The organism is Actinophytocola sp. (genome assembly GCF_035634895.1).
Taxonomy (GTDB): Bacteria; Actinomycetota; Actinomycetes; order Mycobacteriales; family Pseudonocardiaceae; genus Actinophytocola.
In genome coordinates, this window is record NZ_DASQCC010000004.1 from 1 (window position 1) to 19538 (window position 19538).

A 19538-nucleotide genomic window follows, 5' to 3' on the forward strand; every position below is an offset into this window, starting at 1 on the left:
GGCTACGGCAAGGGCGAGTGGACGGACTCGGCCGTGCGCCGGTACGTGACCGACGCCGGCCCGCTGCTGTCCCGCCTGCACAAGCTCGTCCGCGCCGACAGCACCACCCGCAACCGGCGCAAGGCGGCCGCCCTGCAGCGCACCTACGACGACCTCGAGGCAAGGATCGGCCGCATCGCCGCCGAGGAGGACCTGGCGCGGGTGCGGCCGGACCTGGACGGCAACGAGATCATGCGGCTGCTCGGCCTGCCGCCGGGGCCGCTGGTCGGCAGGGCGTGGCGGCACCTGAAGGAGCTGCGCCTGGACCGCGGCCCGCTGGACCACGACGAGGCGGTCGCGGAGCTGCGCAGGTGGGCCGAGGCCGAGGGGGTCAGTGGCCCGCCTGCCGAGCCCGGCGACTGACCAGCTCGAACCCGCTGATCCCGGCCAGGTAGAGGATGGTCGCGGCCACGATCAGGCCCACCGACTCGCCGTTGGCCGGGATCACGGTCGCCGCGATGGCCACCGCAAGCGCTTGCGTGATGTTGAACAGCATGTCGTAGAGGGCGAACACCCGGCCGCGGGTCTCGTCGCCGATGTCGCGTTGCACGGCCGCGTCGACGCACAGCTTGACGACCTGGCCCGTGTAGGCGATGAGGAACGCGGCGACCAGCGTCGTCGGCAGCAGCATGGGCAGGCCGAGCCCGAACTGGGTGGCCGCGGCGGCCCCGAGCGCGACGAACACGGTCCGCTTGCGGCCGAACGCCGTGACCAGCCGCGCGGTGGTGAGCCCGGCGAGGAAGATGCCGAGGCCACCCGCGCCGAGCACCACGCCGAGTCCGGGCAGGCCGGCCTTGATCGGCCCCCAGTCCGCGAAGCTGTAGCGCATCAGGATCACGGTCAGCAGCAGCGAGATGCCGAAGGCCGCCCGGTGCGCCATGAGCGCGCAGAACCCGGCGGCGACGCTGGGTGTGCGGGCCGCGACCCGGCCGCCGTCGAACAACCCGGTGGCCACCGCCGCGACGGCGGTCGCCGGCTCGACGACCCGGTCCGGGCCGAGCGCGCCCCGGACGAACCGCCCGGCGAGCCAGGCGGCGAGCACGGACCCGACGACCGCGACGACGGTGGTGAGCCCGGAGCCGATGTTGCCCTCGCCGAACAGGGCACGCAGCCCGACCGCGCAGCCCGCGCCGATGACGGAGATGACCGCGCCGAGCGTCACGGACAGCGCGTTGGCCTCGACGAGGTTGGGCACGGGCACGACATGCGGCAGCGCGGCGGACAGCCCGGCGCCGACGAACCGGCTGATGCCGATCACCACGAGGGCGAGCAACAGGATCGGAAACCCGTCCACCCCGATGGCCACACAGCCGGCGGACACGACGATCAACGTCCCACGAAGCACGTTGGCGGCGACCAGCACACGACGCCGGTCCCACCGATCAAGCAACGCACCGGCAAAAGGCCCCACAATCGAGTACGGCAGCAGCAGCACGACGAACCCGGCCGCGATCTCCGGTGGCGACACCGCCCGCTCCGGATTGAACACAACAGCACCAGCAAGCCCGGTCTGAAAGAGCCCATCCCCCCACTGCGACGAGAACCGGCTGAACAACAGCCGCCGAAACCCCTCGACAGCCAGGAGCCTCCGCGCCCCGATCCGAACGTGATGGGGGTCAGCCCCCATACGCGAAGATCTCTCCACCGTCTCACTCACAAAGAATCAGCCTACGGCGAACGATGTAAAGATCCCGAAACGCCACTTGACACCCCACCCAGCCCCACCACGGAGCGGAGAAGCTCAAGGGTCCCCAGGAGGGCGTCAGGCGGTCCAGGGGCGAGCCGTCCTCGCGGACCCAGCCAGGGCACCGGGGGCCCGGGGGCGGAGCCCGCCGGGCGGGGCCTGGGGGTTGCGCCCCCAGAAAACAAACGGAGCGAGCTGGTCCGCGCTTTCTGCGGACACAGCTCGCCCCGAGCGGAGGCCGGACATCCGGTCGCCTCACGGCGGTTGGCGCAACGCGGCTCCTGCCGAACGGTATTCCGCGAAGGCGATTCTGGTTGAGCCCGGGGGACACGGTGATGTCCAGCCACCTGCTGCAACGAGGAGGTATCGCTGATTGTTCCCCGTGTGGTGAACTCCTGCTGGATTCAGAACGACCGGATGGGATCATGTGGCTGTGCGATCCGACGCTCCCGACGCGGCAGTCGAGCCGGGCACGCTGCTCGTGGCGGCGCCGAGCCTGACCGACGCCAACTTCCGCCGCACGGTCGTGTTCGTCATCGACCACCGGGGCGAGGGCACCCTCGGGGTGGTGCTGAACCGGCCGAGTGAGGTCCCGGTCGATGACGTGCTGCCCAACTGGGGCCCGCACGTGACCAACCCGGGCTCGGTGTTCGTCGGCGGCCCGGTCGACCAGAAGACCGCGTTGTGCCTGGCCGCCATGCGTACCGGTGAGCAGGCGACCGGGGTCAAGGGCCTGATCGGCGTGCGTGGCCCGGTGGCTCTGGTGGACCTGGACGCCGACCCCGAGATGCTGGTCCCCAAGTTCCGCGGCCTACGGGTGTTCGCCGGCTACGCGGGCTGGGACGTGGGTCAGGTGGCGGGCGAGATCGAACGCGGTGACTGGATCGTGGTGCCGGCGCTGCCGTCCGACGTGCTCGCCCCGACCGAACACGACCTGTGGGGCCGCGTCCTGCGGCGGCAGGGCATGCCGATGGCGCTACTCGCCACCCACCCCGGCGACGTTCGCACCAACTGACTTCGCGATCCCGCAGCCGCCGCACTGGCAACCCGCGCAACCGGCCGGCAGCTCGGGCGCGGGCTGCGGCATGGGCTCTGGCATGGCCTCGGCGGCCCGGTGCCCGAGCACGCCCCCGGCCGTCGCGATGACCGCCAGGCCGGCGAGCGCGACGAGCGCGACCACCAGTGCGGTCGCGCCGGTCAGCGTCAGCGCGACCGCGCCGCCCACGACGCCGATCCCGCCGCCGACCGCGACCGGCAGGCCGGCGACCTTGTTGCCGACCCGGAACGTCTCGTCGTCGCGCAGGGTGGCCGGGGTGCGGACGCCACCGAACCGGTTCCTCGGCAGCCGTTCGAGGAACCCGAGCGTTCCGACGGCGGCGAGGAGCAGTCCGACTACCAGCGGCACGAGCGCGACGAGTGACACGCGCACGATCGTATGTCGTCCGGTTCGGGGCCGGACGAACGGTGTTGTCGCCCGCGATAGACTGGTGGTATGAGCGCCGGACGCCTGCTCCTTAGCCGGCCGCGCTGACCGACCCTCAGGAGGTCAGTGCGGCAACCCCTCGTGCCCTGCGGCAGAGGGGTTTTTTGTGTTCGGAGCAGAGCAACCACGGAAGGACCCCCGACGATGAGTGAGCAAGTCTCGGCCGTCGACCCAGCGGCAGTGCCCGCACACCGCTACACGGCCGCGCTGGCCAACTCCATCGAGGCGCGGTGGCAGGAGCGCTGGCAGGAGCGCGGCACCTTCGAGGCGCCCAACCCGGCCGGCCCGCTGAAGGGCGACGTGCCGGAGGACAAGCTGTTCGTGCAGGACATGTTCCCGTACCCGTCCGGGTCGGGCCTGCACGTCGGCCACCCCCTGGGTTTCATCGGCACGGACGTGTTCGCCCGGTACCACCGCATGACCGGGCGCAACGTGCTGCACACCATGGGCTTCGACGCGTTCGGCCTGCCCGCCGAGCAGTACGCGGTGCGCACCGGCCAGCACCCGCGCAAGACGACCGAGGAGAACATCAGCCGGTACCTGACCCAGATCCGCAGGCTGGGCCTGGGCCACGACGAGCGCCGGCGCGTCAGCACCACCGACCTGACCTTCTACCGCTGGACGCAGTGGATCTTCCTGCAGATCTTCAACTCCTGGTACGACACCGAGCAGGACAGGGCCCGGCCGATCAGCGAGCTGGAGGCCGAGTACGCGCAGGACAGGCGTCGCACGCCCGACGGTCGCGGCTGGTGCGAGCTGACCCGCGTCGAGCAGCGGCGGATCATCGACACGCACCGGCTGGTGTACCTGTCGGAGACGCCGGTCAACTGGTGTCCGGGGCTGGGCACGGTGCTGGCCAACGAGGAGGTCACGGCCGACGGTCGCAGCGAGCGCGGCAACTTCCCCGTGTTCCGCAAGAACCTGCGCCAGTGGATGATGCGGATCACCGCGTACTCCGACCGCCTGATCGACGACCTGGATCTGCTGGAGTGGTCCGACCAGGTCAAGACCATGCAGCGCAACTGGATCGGCCGCTCGTCGGGCGCGCACATCCGGTTCCCGGTCACGGGCGGTGACGCCATCGAGGTCTTCACCACCCGGCCCGACACCGTGTTCGGCGCGACGTACATGGTCCTGGCGCCGGAGCATCACCTGGTGGACCGGATCGTGCCGGCGGCCTGGCCGGCCGATGTCGACGAACGCTGGACCGGCGGCCACGCGACGCCCGCCGAGGCCGTCGCGGCCTACCGGCTGGCCGCGTCCCGCAAGTCCGAGCTGGACCGCCAGGAGAACAAGGAGAAGACCGGCGTCTTCGTTGGCGTCCACGCGACGAACCCGGCCACCGGCACCAGGATCCCGGTGTTCATCGCCGACTACGTCCTGATGGGCTACGGCACCGGCGCGATCATGGCCGTGCCCGGCCAGGACCAGCGCGACTGGGACTTCGCGAAGGTCTTCGGCCTGACGATCATCCGGACCGTCCAGCCGACCGAGGGCTTCGACGGCGAGGCGTTCACGGGCGAGGGCGTCGCGATCAACTCGGGCTTCCTGGACGGCCTGGACGTGGCCGAGGCCAAGAAGACGATCATCGGCTGGCTGGAGCAGCACGGCCACGGCGAGGGAAAGCTGCAGTACAAGCTGCGCGACTGGCTGTTCGCCCGGCAGCGCTACTGGGGCGAGCCGTTCCCGATCGTGTTCGACGAGGACGACCTGCCGCACGCCATCCCCGAGCGCCTGCTGCCGGTGGAGCTGCCCGAGATCGCGGACTACTCGCCGGCGTCGTTCGACCCGGAGGACGCCGGCTCGGAGCCGTCCCCGCCGCTGCTGCGCGCGACGGAGTGGATCGAGGTCGAGCTGGACCTGGGCGACGGGCCGAAGAAGTACCGCCGCGACGCGAACGTGATGCCCCAGTGGGCCGGTTCGAGCTGGTACCAGCTGCGGTACGTGGACCCGACCAACACCGAGAACATCTGCGAGCCGGAGAACGAGCGGTACTGGCTGGGCCCCCGCCCGGAGATCCACGGCGAGCAGGACCCGGGCGGCGTCGACCTGTACATCGGCGGGATCGAGCACGCGGTGCTGCACCTGCTGTACTCGCGGTTCTGGCAGAAGGTGCTGTTCGACCTGGGGCACGTGTCGGCGAAGGAGCCGTACCGCCGCCTGTTCAACCAGGGCTACATCCAGGCCTACGCGTACACGGACGCCCGCGGGGTGTACGTGCCGGCCGAGGAGGTCGTGGAGCGGAACGGCAGGTTCTACTGGGAGGACCAGGAGGTCCGCCAGGAGTACGGGAAGATGGGCAAGAGCCTGAAGAACGTCGTCACGCCGGACGAGATGTGTGAGCTGTACGGCGCGGACACGTTCCGGTTCTACGAGATGTCCATGGGCCCGATGGACGTGTCCCGGCCGTGGGCGACCAAGGACGTCGTCGGCGCCCAACGGTTCCTGCAGCGCATGTGGCGCAACGCGGTGGACGAACAGACGGGTGCGGTCAACGTCAGCTCCGACGAGCCGGACGAGGCGACCCTGCGCGCACTGCACAAGGCGATCGCCGGGGTGCACGCCGACTACGCGAACATGCGGTTCAACACGGCCGGCGCGAAGCTGATCGAGCTGAACAACCACGTGACCAAGACCTACGGCAACAAGCCGGCGCCGCGGTCGGTGGTGGAGGCCATGGTGCTGATGGTCGCGCCCCTGTGCCCCCACGTCGCGGAGGAGATGTGGGACCGCCTGGGCCACGACCGGTCCCTGGCCCACGGTCCCTTCCCGACCGCCGACGAGAAGTACCTGGTCGAGGACACGATCGAGTACCCGATCCAGGTCAACGGCAAGGTCCGCGCCCGCGTCACCGTCCCGACGTCCGCGACCCAGGACGAGGTGCGGACCGCGGCCCTGGCCGACGAGAAGGTGTCGGCGCTGATCACGGGCGAGCCGAAGAAGGTGATCGTGGTTCCCGGCCGGCTGGTCAACGTGGTCGTCTGACCCCGTGCCACGGGGAAACTGGATCGCGCCGCTGGCATCGATCGCTCGGGGGGCTACGCGACCGAGGCCAGCGGCGCGCGCGAACATTGTGGCACCCCGGTCGGGCGGTGCTAACTAATCGTTAGCACTTGCGCACGAAATCCCCGTTGTCGTGTTCGGATGATCGCGAAGCGTATCTGCACGTGCAGGGCCTACGGCGAACTCAGGCCCTCCCGTAGCGCACCGATCATCTTCGCCGCCGCGCCCGGCGGTAGGAGATACATCGGCGCGCCCGCGACCTGGCTCGCCAGTTGCAGGTCGCCGCTCTCCGGCATCCGCACGACGCCGACGCGACATCTCACCGGTCTCGGCTGTCCGTCGTCCCAGTGGACGACGTTGATCAACGTCATCGACAACCATTCCGGTCCCCCGGATGACATGTCTGAGGAACGCACGTTCACCCCAGGTATGACGGCGGCCATCCGGACTACATCGCGGAGCGTGCCGCGACGAACGCGGCCACGGCTCTCTCGACGTCGGCCGTCGAGTGGGCCGCGGACATCTGCGTGCGGATCCGCGCCTTCCCGTGCGGCACCACCGGATACGAGAAGCCGATCACGTAGATCCCCTGTGCCAGCAGCAGGTCCGCCATGCGGCCGGCCGCGGCCGCGTCGCCGATCATCACCGGGATGATCGGGTGCTCGCCCGGCAGCAGGTCGAAGCCGGCCTTCGTCATGAGCGACCGGAACAGCGCGGTGTTCTCCCGCAGCCGAGCAAGCAGGTCGCTCGACGCCGACAGCAGCTCCAGCCCGGCCAGCGCCGCACCCACGATCGACGGCGCCACCGAGTTCGAGAACAGGTACGGCCGCGACCGCTGCCGCAGCAGCTCCACGATCTCCGCGCGCCCGGACGTGTACCCGCCGCTCGCCCCGCCCAGTGCCTTGCCGAGCGTTCCCGTGACCACGTCCACCCGGTCGGCGACGCCGAACAGCTCCGGCGTGCCCCGCCCGGTCGGCCCGACGAACCCGACCGCGTGCGAGTCGTCCACCATCACCAGCGCGTCGTGGCGATCGGCCAGCGCGCAGATCTCGTCCAGCGGCGCCAGGTAACCGTCCATGGAGAACACGCCGTCGGTGGCGATCAGGCGGTACCGCGCGTCGGCCGCCTCCTCGAGCCGCTGTGCCAGGTCGGCCATGTCCCGGTTCCGGTACCGCAGCCGGCGTGCCTTGCACAGCCGGATGCCGTCGATCACCGACGCGTGGTTCAGCTCGTCGGAGATCACCGCGTCCTCGGGGCCCAGCAGTGTCTCGAACAGGCCCGCGTTGGCGTCGAAGCACGAGCCGTAGAGGATCGTGTCCTCGGTGCCCAGGAACGCGGAGAGCGCCGCCTCCAGCTCCTTGTGCGGCTCCTGGGTGCCGCAGATGAACCGGACCGACGCCATGCCGAAGCCCCAGCGGTCCAGCGCCTCCTTCGCGGCGGCGACCAGCACCGGGTGGTCGGCGAGCCCCAGGTAGTTGTTGGCGCAGAAGTTCAGCACCTCGTCGCCGGCACCCACCCGCACCGTGGCGTTCTGCGGTGTCGAGATGACCCGTTCCGCCTTGTACAGCCCGGCCGAGCGGATCTCCGCCAGCTCCTTGCTCAGGTGCTCCCGCATGGCGCCGTACATCACGCCACCTCGCCCGCTGGGTGTTGGTCGTTCGCTCCGCAAGCTTCGCTCATGAGGCCTCCGTCCAGTCCAAGATGACCTTGCCGCACCGGCCGTCGCGCGCGGTGGCGAACGCGGTGGCGTGGTCGGTGTAGGGGAACCGGTGGGTGATCACCGGCGAGATGTCCAGCCCCGCCTGCAGCAGGACCGACATCGCGTACCAGGTCTCGAACATCTCCCGCCCGTAGATGCCCTTGATCGTCAGCATCTTGAGCACGACGTTCGACCAGTCGATGGGGATCTCCGTCGCGGGCAACCCCAGCATCGCGATCCGGCCGCCGTGGGTCATGTTCGCGATCATGTCGCGCAGCGCCGACGGCTGTCCGGACATCTCCATGCCCACGTCGAAGCCCTCGGTCATGCGCAGCTCGCCGTAGACGTCCGAGATCTTCGTGCCGGACACGTTCAGCGCCAGGCTCACGCCCATCTTCGCGGCGAGCTCCAGCCGCGGCTCGCTCACGTCGGTGATCACCACGTGCCGCGCCCCGGCGTGCCGTGCGACCGCGGCGGCCATCAACCCGATCGGGCCGGCGCCGGTGATCAGCACGTCCTCGCCCAGCACGGGGAACTGCAACGCGGTGTGCACCGCGTTCCCGAACGGGTCGAAGATCGCCGCCACGTCCAGGTCGACCTGGTAGTTGTGCACCCACGCGTTCTGCTCGGGCAGCACGGTGTACTCGGCGAACGCCCCGTCCGTGTGCACGCCCAACCCGATCGTGTTCGCGCACAGGTGCCGCCGGCCGGCCCGGCAGTTCCGGCACAACCCGCAGATCAGGTGCCCCTCACCGCTGACCAGGTCGCCGACCCTGATCTTGGTGACGGCGGCCCCGACCTCGACGACCTCGCCGACGAACTCGTGCCCGACCACCAGCGGCGCCTTGATCGTGTTCGCCGCCCACTCGTCCCAGGCGTCGATGTGCAGGTCCGTGCCGCAGATGCCGGTACGCAGCACCCGCAGCAGCACGTCACCCGGGCCAGGCGCCGGGTCGGGCACCTCGGTGAGCTCCAGCCCTGGACCCTGCACACCCTTGACCAGAGCCTTCACGCACTTCCTCCCGAGTCAGTCCGACGCGACGCCCATCTTCCACGGCGAGCGAATCACCAGGTTGCCGATCCGAACGTAGCCGGACCGGCGGATCTTCAGTGTGCCCGCGGTGATCCGGCCGGTGATCACGAACCTCGGCCGCCCGCTCGTGCCGCCGACCCGGTCCTTCACCGTCCCGGCGATCACCTGGACGCCGTTAGTGTCGACCATCGCTCGTTCGGGCAGTTGGAGCTTCACCGTCCCGCCACTCACGTCCAGCTTGATCCGCACCTCCGCGTGCTCGATCCGTGCCTCGGAGAAGTCCAGCTTGGTCGAGCCGAGCCGATTGCGGATGATCAGCTCGCGCGGCACCTCCCAGGCGCCGCCGCGCTTGATGGTGGACATGTTCGCGCGCAGCTCCACCGGCGGGGTTCTCACCGGTGACGTCGGGTCGGTGTGCGTCAGCCCGGGCAGGTCCACCAGCACCGTGTTCAGCTCGCCGCGCGTCTTCGCCGCCAGTGCCTGGTCGGTCCGCTCGGTGAACTCGTCCAGTGACAGCAGTCCCTGGCCGATGGCCTTCTGCAACAGGTTGACCACATGCGTCCGCTCCGCGTCGGAGACACGCAGCTCTCGCGGGTCGACGGGTGCCGGTTGCTCGGCCATGACGCTCACTCCCCCACAGAACCGTCCGGGTTGACGCGCTTGAATCGGGTGTACGGCACCAGGGCGGGCGGGATCAGGACCGACCCGTCCGCCTGCTGGTTCTGCTCCAGCACCGCCACCAGTGTGCGCCCGATGGGAAGGCCCGAGCCGTTCAGTGTGTTCGCGAGACCGCGCGTGCCGTCCTTGGCCTTGGTCCGGATGCCGGCCCGCCGGGCCTGGAACACGCCGAAGTCCGACACGCTGGAGATCTCCCGGTACCGCTGCTGACCCGGCAGCCACGCTTCGAGGTCGTAGGTGCGCTCGGCGGAGAACCCGATGTCGCCGGCGGCCAGCTTCACCACCCGGTAGGCCAGCCCCAGCTCCCGCAGCGCGGTCTCGGCGTGCGACAGCAGCAGGTCGAACTCCGCGGCGGCCCGGTCGGGTGTGCAGAACCGCACCAGCTCGATCTTCTGGAACTGGTGCACCCGGATCAGCCCCCGGGTGTCCTTGCCGTACGAGCCGGCCTCCGACCGGAAGCACGGCGTGTTCGCGGTGTAGGCGAACGGCAGGTCCTCCGCGGCGAGCGTCTCGCCGGCGTGCAGGTTGGTCAGTGGCACCTCGGCGGTCGGGATCAGGTACAGCTCCCGGTCCGCCACGCCGGTCTTGAACAGGTCGGCCTCGAACTTCGGCAGCTGGCCGGTGCCGGTCATGGTCGGCCGGTTGACGATCACCGGCACGTTGAACTCGGTGTAGCCGTGCCGCTCGGTGTGCAGGTCGATGAGGAACGCGGCGATGGCCCGCTCCAGCCGGGCGCCCGCACCCCGCGTGACCGCGAACCGCGGGCCCGACAGCTTGGTGGCCCTGGCGAAGTCGAAGATGCCGAGCTTCTCGCCGATCGTCACGTGGTCGGCCGGCTCGAAGTCGAACGTGGGTGGCTCGCCCCAGGTGCGGACAAGCTCCGCGTCCTCGTCGGTGTTGCCGTCGGGCAGGTCGTCGCTGGGCAGGTTCGGGACGTCGAGCAGGAGCTCCTCCAGCTCGGCCGCCAGCGTCCGCTGCTCCTCCTCCAGCTCCTGCACGCGGACCTTGACCGCCTTGGCCCGCTCGCGCGCCTCGGTCACGTCCTCGCCGCGCTTGGCGGCCGCGCCGACCTCCCTGGCCAGCCGGTTGGACTCCGCGCGGGACTCGTCGGTCTGCCCGATCACCGCGGTGCGCCGGGAGAACAGCTTCTCCAGCGCGGGCAGGTCGAGAGCGAAGCCGCGGCGCGCCAGCCTGCGCACCGCGTCCGTGGCCGGATCGAGGAGTACCCGCGGGTCATGCATGGGTCCAGACTATTGCGGGGCGCCATCGGGTTCCGCGTCGAGGCCGTGCTCGATGGCGTAGCGGGCCAGCTCGACCCGGTTGTGCAGCTGGAGTTTCCGCAGCGTGGACTGCACGTGGTTCTCCACGGTCCGGTGCGAGAGCACCAGCCTCGTGGCGATCTGCCGCGCGGTCATGCCCTTCGCCACCAGCCGGAGCACGTCGGTCTCCCGGTCGGTGAGCCGCGGTGCGTCCCTCGGCTCGGGATCGGCCGCCATCCGCCGGTACTCGCCGAGCACGAGACCCGCGAGGCCGGCCGTGAACACCGCGTCGCCGGCGGCCGTCCTGGTCACCGCGTCCACCAGGTCCTCGACCGACGAGGACTTCAGCAGGTAGCCGGACGCGCCCGCCTTGACCGCCTCCAGCACGTCCGCGTGCTCGCCGGACGCGGACAGCACCAGCACCCGGGTCTCCGGCAGCTCGCCGGTGATCTGCCCGGTCGCGCTCACCCCGGACTCCGCGCCCAGGTTGAGATCCATCAGCACCACGTCAGGCCGCACCGTCCGCGCGATCCGCACGGCCGCGCCCGCGTCCCCGGCCGTGGCCCTGACCTCGAAGCCACGTTCGGACAGGTCTCGTGCCACCCCGTCCCGCCAGATGGGGTGGTCGTCCACGACCATCACGGAAATCATCGGGTCACCCGAAGCTCCCACTCGACACCCTCCCCCGGTGCGGTCTCCAGGTTGACGGTGCCGCCGAGTGCGGCGACCCGGCCACGCAGGGACTTGGCGATCCCCATCCGCCCTTCCCGCTCAGCCTCGGCGACCCGCTCCGGTGCGATGCCGACACCGTCGTCACGGACGCTCACCACGATCTCCGAACCGAGGTCCTCGAGCAACACCCACGCCCGTGCCTCCGCTCCCGCGTGCCTTTCCACGTTGATGAGCGCCTCGCGCACCGCCGCCGTTAGCTCCGTCGCCGTCTCGGCCGGCACCAGCACCGCGGTGGCCGGCGCGGACACGGACACCCGGTCGGTCTCCAGGACCTTCAGCCGCGCGCCGAGGTCCGCCATGCCTTCCTCGCTGGCCGCCGGCGCGCTCGACACCAGCGCCCGCAGGGCGACCTCCTGCTGACCGGCCAGCTTCGCCAGCTCCGCCGCCTCGCCGCCCAGCTCCGCGCCCCGCCTGCGGACGCGGGCGAGCACCTGCAGCACGCCGTCGTGGATGGACCTGGCCAGCCGTTCCCGCTCGGCCGTCGCCGCCTCGACCCGCAGCGCCTCGGCCAGCCGTTCCTGGGACCGCCGCGCCTGCCGCAGCGAGGACGCGGCCAGGCCCAGCGCGAACCCGATGCCGACCAGCAGGATCATGTCGCGGGTCAGGTCGACGTCGAAGTAGCCGCGCACCCCGTAGTTGAAGGCGGCCACCACCGCGCCGAAGGCGGCGCCGGCCACCGCGCCCGCGTGGAGCGCGCCGACCGCCACCGCACCGGTGACCCAGATGGTGGGGACGAGCGGTGTCGCCTGGACCTTGAGCTGGGTGAACGTGAGGACCCAGCGCGAGGACGTCATCACCGCGCAGCAGACCACGAGGTCGACGACCGTGAACGCGAGCAGGTTCCCGCCGACCGGCCGCCAGTACCGGATGGACACGACCACGGTCCACACGATCATCACGCCGCCCATGACGAACGCCAGCCACGGCCGCTCGTAGAACGTCCGGTGGTAGTAGACGACGCCGAGCGCGAACAGCAGGGTCAGGATGCGCAGGATCACCGCCGCCCGCCAGAACGGGAGCGTCGGGTCCTGCCCCTGCCGAACGACGGCCCCACCACTCACGCCGCTCACGCCGTCGGCTCACGGGGCGCTCCGCAAGCTCCGCTCACGGTTGTTCCCAGCGCGCCTTCGTTTCCTTCTCGCCGTCGGGGAGGTCGGTCGCGTCCTGGTGCAGTACGTCGATGTCCTCCGGCTCGGGCTCGTCGCCGTGCACCAGCGACTTGACGCCCGCGTTCAGCACCGCCAGCAGCGGCACGGACAGCAACGCGCCCGCGATGCCCGCCGCGATCAACCCCGCGGCGATGGCGAAGACGACGGCCAGCGGGTGCAGCCGCACCGCGCGACCCAGCAGCCACGGCTGGAGCACGTGGCCCTCCAGTTGCATCACGGCGATCACGATCGCGAGCACGATCAGTGCCTGGATGAACCCGTTGGCCACCAGCGTGATCAACACCGCGACCGTGCCGGCCAGCACCGCGCCGATGATCGGCACGAACGCGGAGAGGAACACCAGCGCGGCGAGCGGGATCACCAGCGGCACACCCACGACCGCCAGCCCGATGCCGATGCCGACGGCGTCGACCAGCGCCACCGCCGCGGTCGCCCGCACGTAGCTGACCAGCGCCCCGAACCCGCGCCGCCCGGCGACGTCCACCCGATCGCGCACCCGCGCCGGCACGCCGCGGGTCAGGAACCGCCAGATGCCCGCGCCGTCGTACAGGAAGAAGATCAGCACGAACACGGTGAGCAGCAGTCCGGTCAGGATCTCGCCGATGGTGGCCGCGGTGGTGATCGCGCCCTGGGTGATCGCGGACTGGTTCTTCTGGATCGTGTCGATGATGTTGTTGAGGAAGTTCGTGATCTGCTCCTGGCGGATGTGCAGTGGACCATCCTTGAGCCAGGCCTTGATCTGGGTGAGCGAGTCCGACACCTGCTGCTGCAGCTGGGGAAGGCCGTCGATGAACTGGATGATCACGAACGTGAGCAGGCCGCCGACCACCGCGATGCCGGCCACCATCACCAGCATCGCCGACAGCCCGCGCGGCACGCCCCACTTGACCAGCCGCTCGACGCCGGGCGCCATCAGCGCGGCGAGCAGCAGGGCGATCGCGATCGGCACCATCAGGTGCGAGAAGTAGCCGGCCAGCCAGATCAGCACGTAGAGCGCGGCGATGATCACCAGGAACCGCCAGGCCAGGGCGGCGCTCACACGCAGTCCGGTCGGCACCAGTTCGGTCACGTCGGCCGGCGGGGTCCTGCGGCGTCGGTTCGCCCTCGGCGGGGGGTTCTCTGAGGTCACAAGGAGACGGTATCGATCGACTCGGACATATGGGAGCCGATATGTCCTTCTCGCGTCACTCGATTGGGCGGACTGTCGTCTTGTGGCGTGCGAGGCGGGGGTCAGGGATGAAAGTGTCTCGCTGCAAGGCCGGACGGGACCGAATGTGATCAGTCGATCGCCCAGTGTTCGTTCCCGGCTCTGCCCCGGCCCCTACGCGGTGAGGTTCTGTGACACAGGCGAGATTGGCACGGCGCATGATCTTTCGTGCGTTGACGGTGCTCGGCGGCGCTGCCGCCGGTACCGCCCTTGCCTGGTTGCTGTCCAGCACGTCCGCGTCGGCCCAGACCGAGGTCCCGGTCGACGCGCCCGCGTTGGTCCAGCAGATTGTGGTGCCGGTCGAGCACCCGGCGGTCGAGCAGACGATCGACGTCGCGGCACAGCAGCTGCGGACTTCACCGCCCCGGCCGACCGACCCGCTGGGCGATCTGGGTCAGAAGGTGACGGACGCGGCCGAGCAGTTCCAGCCGCGTGCCGACCTCCCGGAGCTGCCGCGGTGCGAGGACCTGTGCCTGCACGACGAGCAGCACGTGTACCCGGTCGACGGCTTCGACCGGTCGGACCTGCCCGGCACGCCGGCACCCGCACCGGCGCCCGCGCCGGTGGCGACCACCGGCACGCCGGGCTTCGCGGTCGACGCGCTCACGCCGAACACCGCCAAGGACCGTGCGTTCGCGGACGGCATGAGCCGGCGGGGTTCCCCCACGCCGGCGCGGCCGGCCAACCCCGGCCTGCCGAACTGGCCGGCCCCGCTGCCGTTCACGCCGACGGGCATCCCCACCACGGGCAACCACGGTTCCGTCGGCAACGACGGTGACTCACACCTGTTCACGGCACTGCCGTGGCAGGACCGTGCCGCCGGCGAGCTCGTCATGGGCGGCATCGCCGACGGGACCGACGCGGCCGCCTCCGGTCGCGCGAGCGCTCAACCCGGCGTCGCTCCGGACTGATCACTGACCGGCGCGTCCGCCACGGCCAGTCGCGGCCGAGCGGATCCAGCACCGTGTCTTCCTCTCGAACCACTCGGTGTCGCGCCTTCGGCGGACGTTCGCTCCCGCGAGCGCCGCTCCCACCCCGCGGGCCTTCTTTCCCGCGCCACCACACAGACCCGGGTGGCCGAAGCACCCCGACGCGCCCCCTCCCGCGTCCGGCCACCCGCCAACCCCCAAAGGGACAACCGAAAGGAGCATCCGACGATGCAAACCTGGGCGAAGCGTGGACTCCAGACCGCGCTAGTCACCGGTGGTTTGCTGATGCTGGGTACCGGCATCGCTTCTGCCGACGAGGACGTGAACCCCGACAGGCCGGCCACGCCGCTTGACGGGTCGGTCACCGCCCCCGTCCACCTCCAGAACAACGCCATCGGCACGCCGCTCGGCACCCAGATCGTGCCGAACGTCCACCGGGACGTCACGATCCGCGCCTCCGACGTGACACGCGCGGTGCCGACGGGCCGGCTCGCCCCGGCCGCGGACCCGGTGGTCAACAACGCGCAGCAGGTCGTGGCCAACCTGGCCGCGCCGGCCGTCGACAAGGTCCGGTCCGGGGCCGCCTCGGTCACCGGCGGCGCCCGTGACCAGGCCACCCCGCTCGTGGACCGGACCAAGCCGGTCACCGACAAGCTGAGCCGTATCCCGGGCGGGGACCGGCTCTCGCACCTGCCGTCCGTCGCGGACAAGGTCAACGTGCCCGCGCTCGACGCCCGCGGCCAGCACCTGTCCGGCAACTCGATCAACGCCGACCTGGTCGTGCCGGTCGACCTGTCCGGCAACGCGATCGCGATCCTCGGCGCCGCCGCGACGAGCAACGACTCGTCGCAGAGTTACGGCACCGACCACGACGTGGCGACCAACGGCGACGGTGGCGTCATCTCCGGCAACGTGGTCGACCTGGACTGGGCCCTGCCCGTCCAGTTCACCAACAACGCCGTCGCGGTTCTCGGCACGGCATGCGCGGCGGGCGACAGCTCGCAGGAGGCGTGGGCGACGGGCGACATCATCGCCAGCGGTGAGCACAGCCTCCTCGGCGGCAACGTGATCGCGCCGCAGTTCGCGACGCCCGTCCAGGGCAGCGGCAACGCGATCTCCGCCCTCGGCCTCGCCACCGCGAGCTCAACGGCGGACACCTCCGGCGAGGCGGGCGGCTGGATCCTCACCTCCGGTGCGGACAGCGTGGGTGGCGGCAACGCCGTACCGGTGCCTGTTGCGGTGCCCGTCAAGGCGAACGGCAACGCGATCATGGCCGGCGGCAGGTCCGTCGCCCAGGCGATCACCACGGCCAACGCGCAGTCCGGCGCGACCCGCCCCGGCATGTACGGCGTGCCCACCTACGTCGAGACCGACGGCTCCCCGGCCGTGGCCGCCGGCAACATCGTGCAGCCCGCGGCCTCCGGGCCCGTGTTGCTGTGCGGCAACGCCGGTGGCGCCATCGGTGCCGCGGACGCGTTCTGCGAGACGTCGACACGGTCGACCGCGGGTGGCGTCAGCCGCAGCACGGGTGCCGGCTCGATCGCCTCCGGCGCCATCGGCACGGCTCCGGTCGCACTGCCGGTCTCCGGCTACGGCAACGCCCCGATCGCGTTGGGCAGGGCCACCACGAACGCCATCAACACCAACTACTCGACGGCGGGCGGGGACTCCTACACCCGCGGCCACGACAGCGTGCTGTCCGGCACCGCCGCCAACACCGCGCCGGCCGGCCCGGTCGACGTGTTCGCCAACCCGATCGCGGCGGTCGGCCAGGCCACCACGACCGCGAAGAACACCACCACCACAACCGCGGGCGGCTACACCGGCAGCACCGGTGACAACGCCGTCGGCGGCGGCAACATGGGCACCGTCCCGGTGACGATGCCCGGTGAGGTCTTCGGCAACGCCGTCGCGGGCGTCGGTGGCGCGGAGTCCACGGTCAGCGAGGACAAGGACGTGATTGGCGGCGGCGGCAGCAGCGCCGTCGACGACAACGGCCTGGCGTCGTCCAACCTGGTGAACGCCCCGGTCGCGTCGGCGGCGCAGGCCTTCGGCAACGGCGCGGGCGTGCTGGCCTGCTACCGGACCACCGCCCTGGCCGCCAACGAGGTCACCGCGGGTGGGCCGAGCAAGGCCACCGGCACCGCGGGCGTCGGCTCCGGCAACATCGCCCAGACCCCGGTCTCCGCACCGCTGCAGGGTTTCGGAAACGGTGTCAGCGGCGCGGCCACGGGCACCCAGACCGTGATCAACACGATCGACTCCTCGGCGGGCGGCGACGCGACCAGCGACGGGTCGAACGCACTCGCCGGCGGCAACGTGCTGTCCGCCCCTGCCGGCGGTGCCGGCCAGGTGTACGGCGAGTCGGTCGCGGCACTGGGCAGGAACAACGCACTCGTCGGGTCGGCCACCAACACGGTGGCCGGTGGCGACACCTCGACCAGCGGCCAGTGTGGGACGGTCAGTGGAAACGCGGTGAGCCCGCAGGCCATGCCGCTCGTGCAGAGTTTCGCGGCAGCGGCGTCGGGGGTCGGCGGTCTCAACTCCTCCCTGGCGACCAACAAGACGGACGCGCAGTCCGGCGGCGACATCGACACCAACGGTGACTCGGGCTTCATCTCGGGCAACCTGGTGGACGTCCCGGCGGGTGCGGTCGCGCAGCCGTTCGGCGACGCGGTGGCCGCGGTGGGCAGCCAGTCGGCGGCCGCCGGCTACGGCGACACCACTGGCGTGGTCGGCGGCACCTCCACCACGAGCGGCCAGGGCCCCGCCTCACTGTCCGGCCTGGACGCGACGCTGCCGGTGGGCGCCAACGCCCCGGTGTACGACGTGCCCGTCGAGGTGCTCGCGAGGGCCATCACCGAGTCGGCCAACACGAGCAACCTGCAGGTGGGCGAGGGTGAGTCCCAGCTCAACGCGCCGATCCAGGGCGGCATCGCACCGACGGACGTGCCGTCGTTGCGGCGTGGCGCGCGCAGCATGGCGGACGACCCGACTCAGGGCGTGTTCTCCGGTGTGCTGACCGGGCTTCCCGGCCTGGCGGGCCTGGTGTCGCAGGGCGGCCTGGCCACCCCGGCGGCCGTGCCGCAGGTCCTGCCGGTCCCGGCCGCGGGCCGCAGCGCCTCGGTCACGCCGGTGGACGGCAGCGGCGTGCTGGGTGGCATCGGCTCGCTGGACAACGTCTTCGGTGGCCAGCCCGCGGTGCCGGCGATGCCGGACCTCGGCTCGCTGCTGTCCCCGCTGCCGGCCGGTCAGCCGTCCGGCTTCGGTGGCGGCCGCGCCTACCCGGAGACGCCGCTGCAGTCCGCGCCGATGTTCGGTGGCCTGGTCGACCCGACGCTGGCCTTCCCGAGCATGCCGGACGTCACGACGATCCTGCCGGTCCTCCCGGCCGCACCGGTCGGCGCCGACGTGCCGACCGTGACCTCGATGGGGGCCGGCTCGCGGTCTGCGGGGTCTTCGCTCGACTCGACCCGCGCCGCGCTGGCGAACCTCTTCACCGCCCACTCGATCGGCTGATCGGGTAACCAGGAAGGGCCCGGGAGAGCACCCCCTCCTCCCGGGCCCTTCCCCTGTGCGCTAGTCCCAGCTGCCGAGCCACCTCGGCACCGGCATGCCCAGATCGCCGGCGAGCTCCTGGGCCTCCGCCCGCAGCCGGGCGAGCTTGTCCCTGGGGTCGCTGGCGCCCATGACCGACTGGACCAGGTCCGCGAGCGCGAGCGAGTCGTGTTCCTGCGCGGCGTTGCGGACCGCGGTGGGCACGGCCGAGTCGAAGGAGACATCGAACCGGGACAGTCCTTTGCCCGCCTTGGCGCAGGCTGGACATCCGCAGTGGGTCACCTCGGTGCCCTTGAGGTCGACGCCGCGTTGCCAGTGCAGCAGCCGCGGCACGAAGACCTGCGGGCTTCGCTTTGGCCGCACCCCGTCCGCTCGCCGGGCGACCGGCCCCCCGAGGTGCCGTGTCGAGGTGGACAGTCCGATGGCGGCGACCTTCGCCCCGGCGGCGATGGCCGGAATCCCGATGGGTCCGGTGCGCAGCAGCTCGAGCTTCCGGCCGGTCCGCGCGCTCCACCGCAGCAACCGTTGCAGCCCCTGCACCTTGTACGAGGAGTCGACGGGGTCGAACGGCGCGCCGAGCACGAGGGACACGTCCCGGTTGGCCGCGCGCAGCTGCTCGGCGAGCACGCCGCTGTGCCTGGACCCGAGCCATCCGCCGTCGAGCACCAGGGTGACGGACACCGGCACGGGATAGTCACGCGCCAGCTCGGCCTTCAGCTCGTCGAGCTGTCCCACCCGCAACCGCTGCCCGGGCGTCCGCACCACCGGCAGCCCGAGCTCGGCCTGCGCGGTCACCCAGTCGAAGACGGGCAGGTCGAGGTCGAATCCCAGCTGCCCCTCGACCACCGGCGGCTTCGCCTTCCCACGGGCGAGATAGGCGGCCGGGTCCAGGTCGACCCCGCGCAGCTCGCCGACCCGTGCCAACCGCGTGGCGACCGCCAACCCGTGCAGGCCCTGGAGAGTGACGCCCCCGAACCGCTCACGGTTGGCGACGACCTCGTCGGCGCGGCAGCGCCCGAGGTACACCTGCACGCGCCCAAGCGAGGCACGCCGATCGGCCATGAC

Annotated in this window: 15 protein-coding genes and 1 pseudogene; 5 read left to right on the forward strand and 11 right to left on the reverse strand. The window is 71.2% G+C overall.

Going from position 1 to position 19538, the window contains the following annotated elements:
• Window positions 1–402: pseudogene (locus tag VET29_RS00720) on the forward strand (CCA tRNA nucleotidyltransferase); the annotation flags it as partial.
• On the opposite strand, the gene VET29_RS00725 reads toward VET29_RS00720, so the two are convergent.
• Window positions 371–1666, reverse strand: a complete 1296-nt coding sequence (locus tag VET29_RS00725) for an MFS transporter (protein ID WP_324913224.1) — start codon at window positions 1664–1666, stop codon at window positions 371–373. The pseudogene VET29_RS00720 and the gene VET29_RS00725 sit on opposite strands and share 32 nt — an antisense overlap.
• A 490-nt stretch (window positions 1667–2156) precedes the next feature.
• On the opposite strand from VET29_RS00725, the gene VET29_RS00730 reads away from it, so the two are divergent.
• Window positions 2157–2738 carry a YqgE/AlgH family protein gene (locus VET29_RS00730; RefSeq protein WP_324913226.1) on the forward strand — a complete coding sequence of 194 codons (582 nt, stop codon included), beginning with the start codon at window positions 2157–2159 and terminating at the stop codon, window positions 2736–2738.
• Here VET29_RS00730 and VET29_RS00735 read toward each other — a convergent pair.
• Complete coding sequence (locus VET29_RS00735; protein ID WP_324913228.1) at window positions 2700–3146, reverse strand: SdpI family protein; 447 nt, start codon at window positions 3144–3146, stop codon at window positions 2700–2702. The genes VET29_RS00730 and VET29_RS00735 overlap by 39 nt on opposite strands.
• Before the next feature lie 204 nt (window positions 3147–3350).
• Between VET29_RS00735 and leuS the strand changes: the two genes are divergently transcribed.
• Window positions 3351–6191 (forward strand): leucine--tRNA ligase, encoded by a 2841-nt coding sequence (gene leuS, locus VET29_RS00740; protein WP_324913230.1) that lies wholly within the window; start codon window positions 3351–3353, stop codon window positions 6189–6191.
• A 191-nt stretch (window positions 6192–6382) separates the two neighbouring features.
• On the opposite strand, the gene VET29_RS00745 is transcribed toward leuS, so the two are convergent.
• The 8 genes from VET29_RS00745 to VET29_RS00780 all read right to left on the reverse strand — a co-directional run bounded on the left by VET29_RS00745 (window position 6383) and on the right by VET29_RS00780 (window position 13908).
• Window positions 6383–6580 (reverse strand): hypothetical protein, encoded by a 198-nt coding sequence (locus VET29_RS00745; protein ID WP_324913231.1) that lies wholly within the window; start codon window positions 6578–6580, stop codon window positions 6383–6385.
• Between the two features lie 77 nt (window positions 6581–6657).
• Window positions 6658–7836: a glycine C-acetyltransferase gene (locus VET29_RS00750; protein WP_324913233.1), complete on the reverse strand. Its 1179-nt coding sequence runs from the start codon at window positions 7834–7836 to the stop codon at window positions 6658–6660.
• Between the two features lie 49 nt (window positions 7837–7885).
• Complete coding sequence (tdh, locus tag VET29_RS00755) at window positions 7886–8920, reverse strand: L-threonine 3-dehydrogenase (protein ID WP_324913235.1); 1035 nt, start codon at window positions 8918–8920, stop codon at window positions 7886–7888.
• 15 nt (window positions 8921–8935) lie between these two features.
• The gene (locus VET29_RS00760; protein WP_324913237.1) at window positions 8936–9562 is read right to left on the reverse strand and encodes a DUF1707 domain-containing protein; all 627 of its coding nucleotides are present in this window, start codon (window positions 9560–9562) and stop codon (window positions 8936–8938) included.
• A gap of 5 nt (window positions 9563–9567) precedes the next feature.
• The gene (gene serS, locus VET29_RS00765; RefSeq protein ID WP_324913239.1) at window positions 9568–10860 is read right to left on the reverse strand and encodes a serine--tRNA ligase; all 1293 of its coding nucleotides are present in this window, start codon (window positions 10858–10860) and stop codon (window positions 9568–9570) included.
• A gap of 9 nt (window positions 10861–10869) precedes the next feature.
• Window positions 10870–11529, reverse strand: coding sequence for a response regulator transcription factor (locus tag VET29_RS00770; protein WP_324913241.1), 660 nt, complete (start codon window positions 11527–11529; stop codon window positions 10870–10872).
• Entirely contained in the window at window positions 11526–12671 is a 1146-nt protein-coding gene (gene macS / locus VET29_RS00775) for a MacS family sensor histidine kinase (RefSeq protein ID WP_324913242.1), read from the reverse strand. Before macS ends, VET29_RS00770 begins: the two co-directional genes overlap by 4 nt.
• Window positions 12672–12714: 43 nt before the next feature.
• Window positions 12715–13908, reverse strand: a complete 1194-nt coding sequence (locus tag VET29_RS00780) for an AI-2E family transporter (protein ID WP_324913243.1) — start codon at window positions 13906–13908, stop codon at window positions 12715–12717.
• 236 nt (window positions 13909–14144) lie between these two features.
• Between VET29_RS00780 and VET29_RS00785 the strand changes: the two genes are divergently transcribed.
• Window positions 14145–14897: a hypothetical protein gene (locus VET29_RS00785; protein ID WP_324913244.1), complete on the forward strand. Its 753-nt coding sequence runs from the start codon at window positions 14145–14147 to the stop codon at window positions 14895–14897.
• Between the two features lie 246 nt (window positions 14898–15143).
• Window positions 15144–18434, forward strand: coding sequence for a hypothetical protein (locus tag VET29_RS00790; RefSeq protein WP_324913246.1), 3291 nt, complete (start codon window positions 15144–15146; stop codon window positions 18432–18434).
• A gap of 60 nt (window positions 18435–18494) precedes the next feature.
• On the opposite strand, the gene VET29_RS00795 is transcribed toward VET29_RS00790, so the two are convergent.
• Window positions 18495–19535, reverse strand: coding sequence for a hypothetical protein (locus VET29_RS00795; RefSeq protein WP_324913248.1), 1041 nt, complete (start codon window positions 19533–19535; stop codon window positions 18495–18497).
• Window positions 19536–19538 lie beyond the last annotated feature (3 nt).

Coding starts and splice junctions, on each gene's coding strand:
- VET29_RS00725 (WP_324913224.1), bottom strand. CDS start 1,666: ATGGGGGCTGACCCCCATCACGTTCGGATCGGGGCGCGGAGGCTCCTG.
- leuS (WP_324913230.1), top strand. CDS start 3,351: ATGAGTGAGCAAGTCTCGGCCGTCGACCCAGCGGCAGTGCCCGCACAC.
- VET29_RS00745 (WP_324913231.1), bottom strand. CDS start 6,580: ATGACGTTGATCAACGTCGTCCACTGGGACGACGGACAGCCGAGACCG.
- VET29_RS00750 (WP_324913233.1), bottom strand. CDS start 7,836: ATGTACGGCGCCATGCGGGAGCACCTGAGCAAGGAGCTGGCGGAGATC.
- VET29_RS00760 (WP_324913237.1), bottom strand. CDS start 9,562: ATGGCCGAGCAACCGGCACCCGTCGACCCGCGAGAGCTGCGTGTCTCC.
- serS (WP_324913239.1), bottom strand. CDS start 10,860: ATGCATGACCCGCGGGTACTCCTCGATCCGGCCACGGACGCGGTGCGC.
- VET29_RS00770 (WP_324913241.1), bottom strand. CDS start 11,529: ATGATTTCCGTGATGGTCGTGGACGACCACCCCATCTGGCGGGACGGG.
- VET29_RS00785 (WP_324913244.1), top strand. CDS start 14,145: ATGATCTTTCGTGCGTTGACGGTGCTCGGCGGCGCTGCCGCCGGTACC.
- VET29_RS00790 (WP_324913246.1), top strand. CDS start 15,144: ATGCAAACCTGGGCGAAGCGTGGACTCCAGACCGCGCTAGTCACCGGT.
- VET29_RS00795 (WP_324913248.1), bottom strand. CDS start 19,535: ATGGCCGATCGGCGTGCCTCGCTTGGGCGCGTGCAGGTGTACCTCGGG.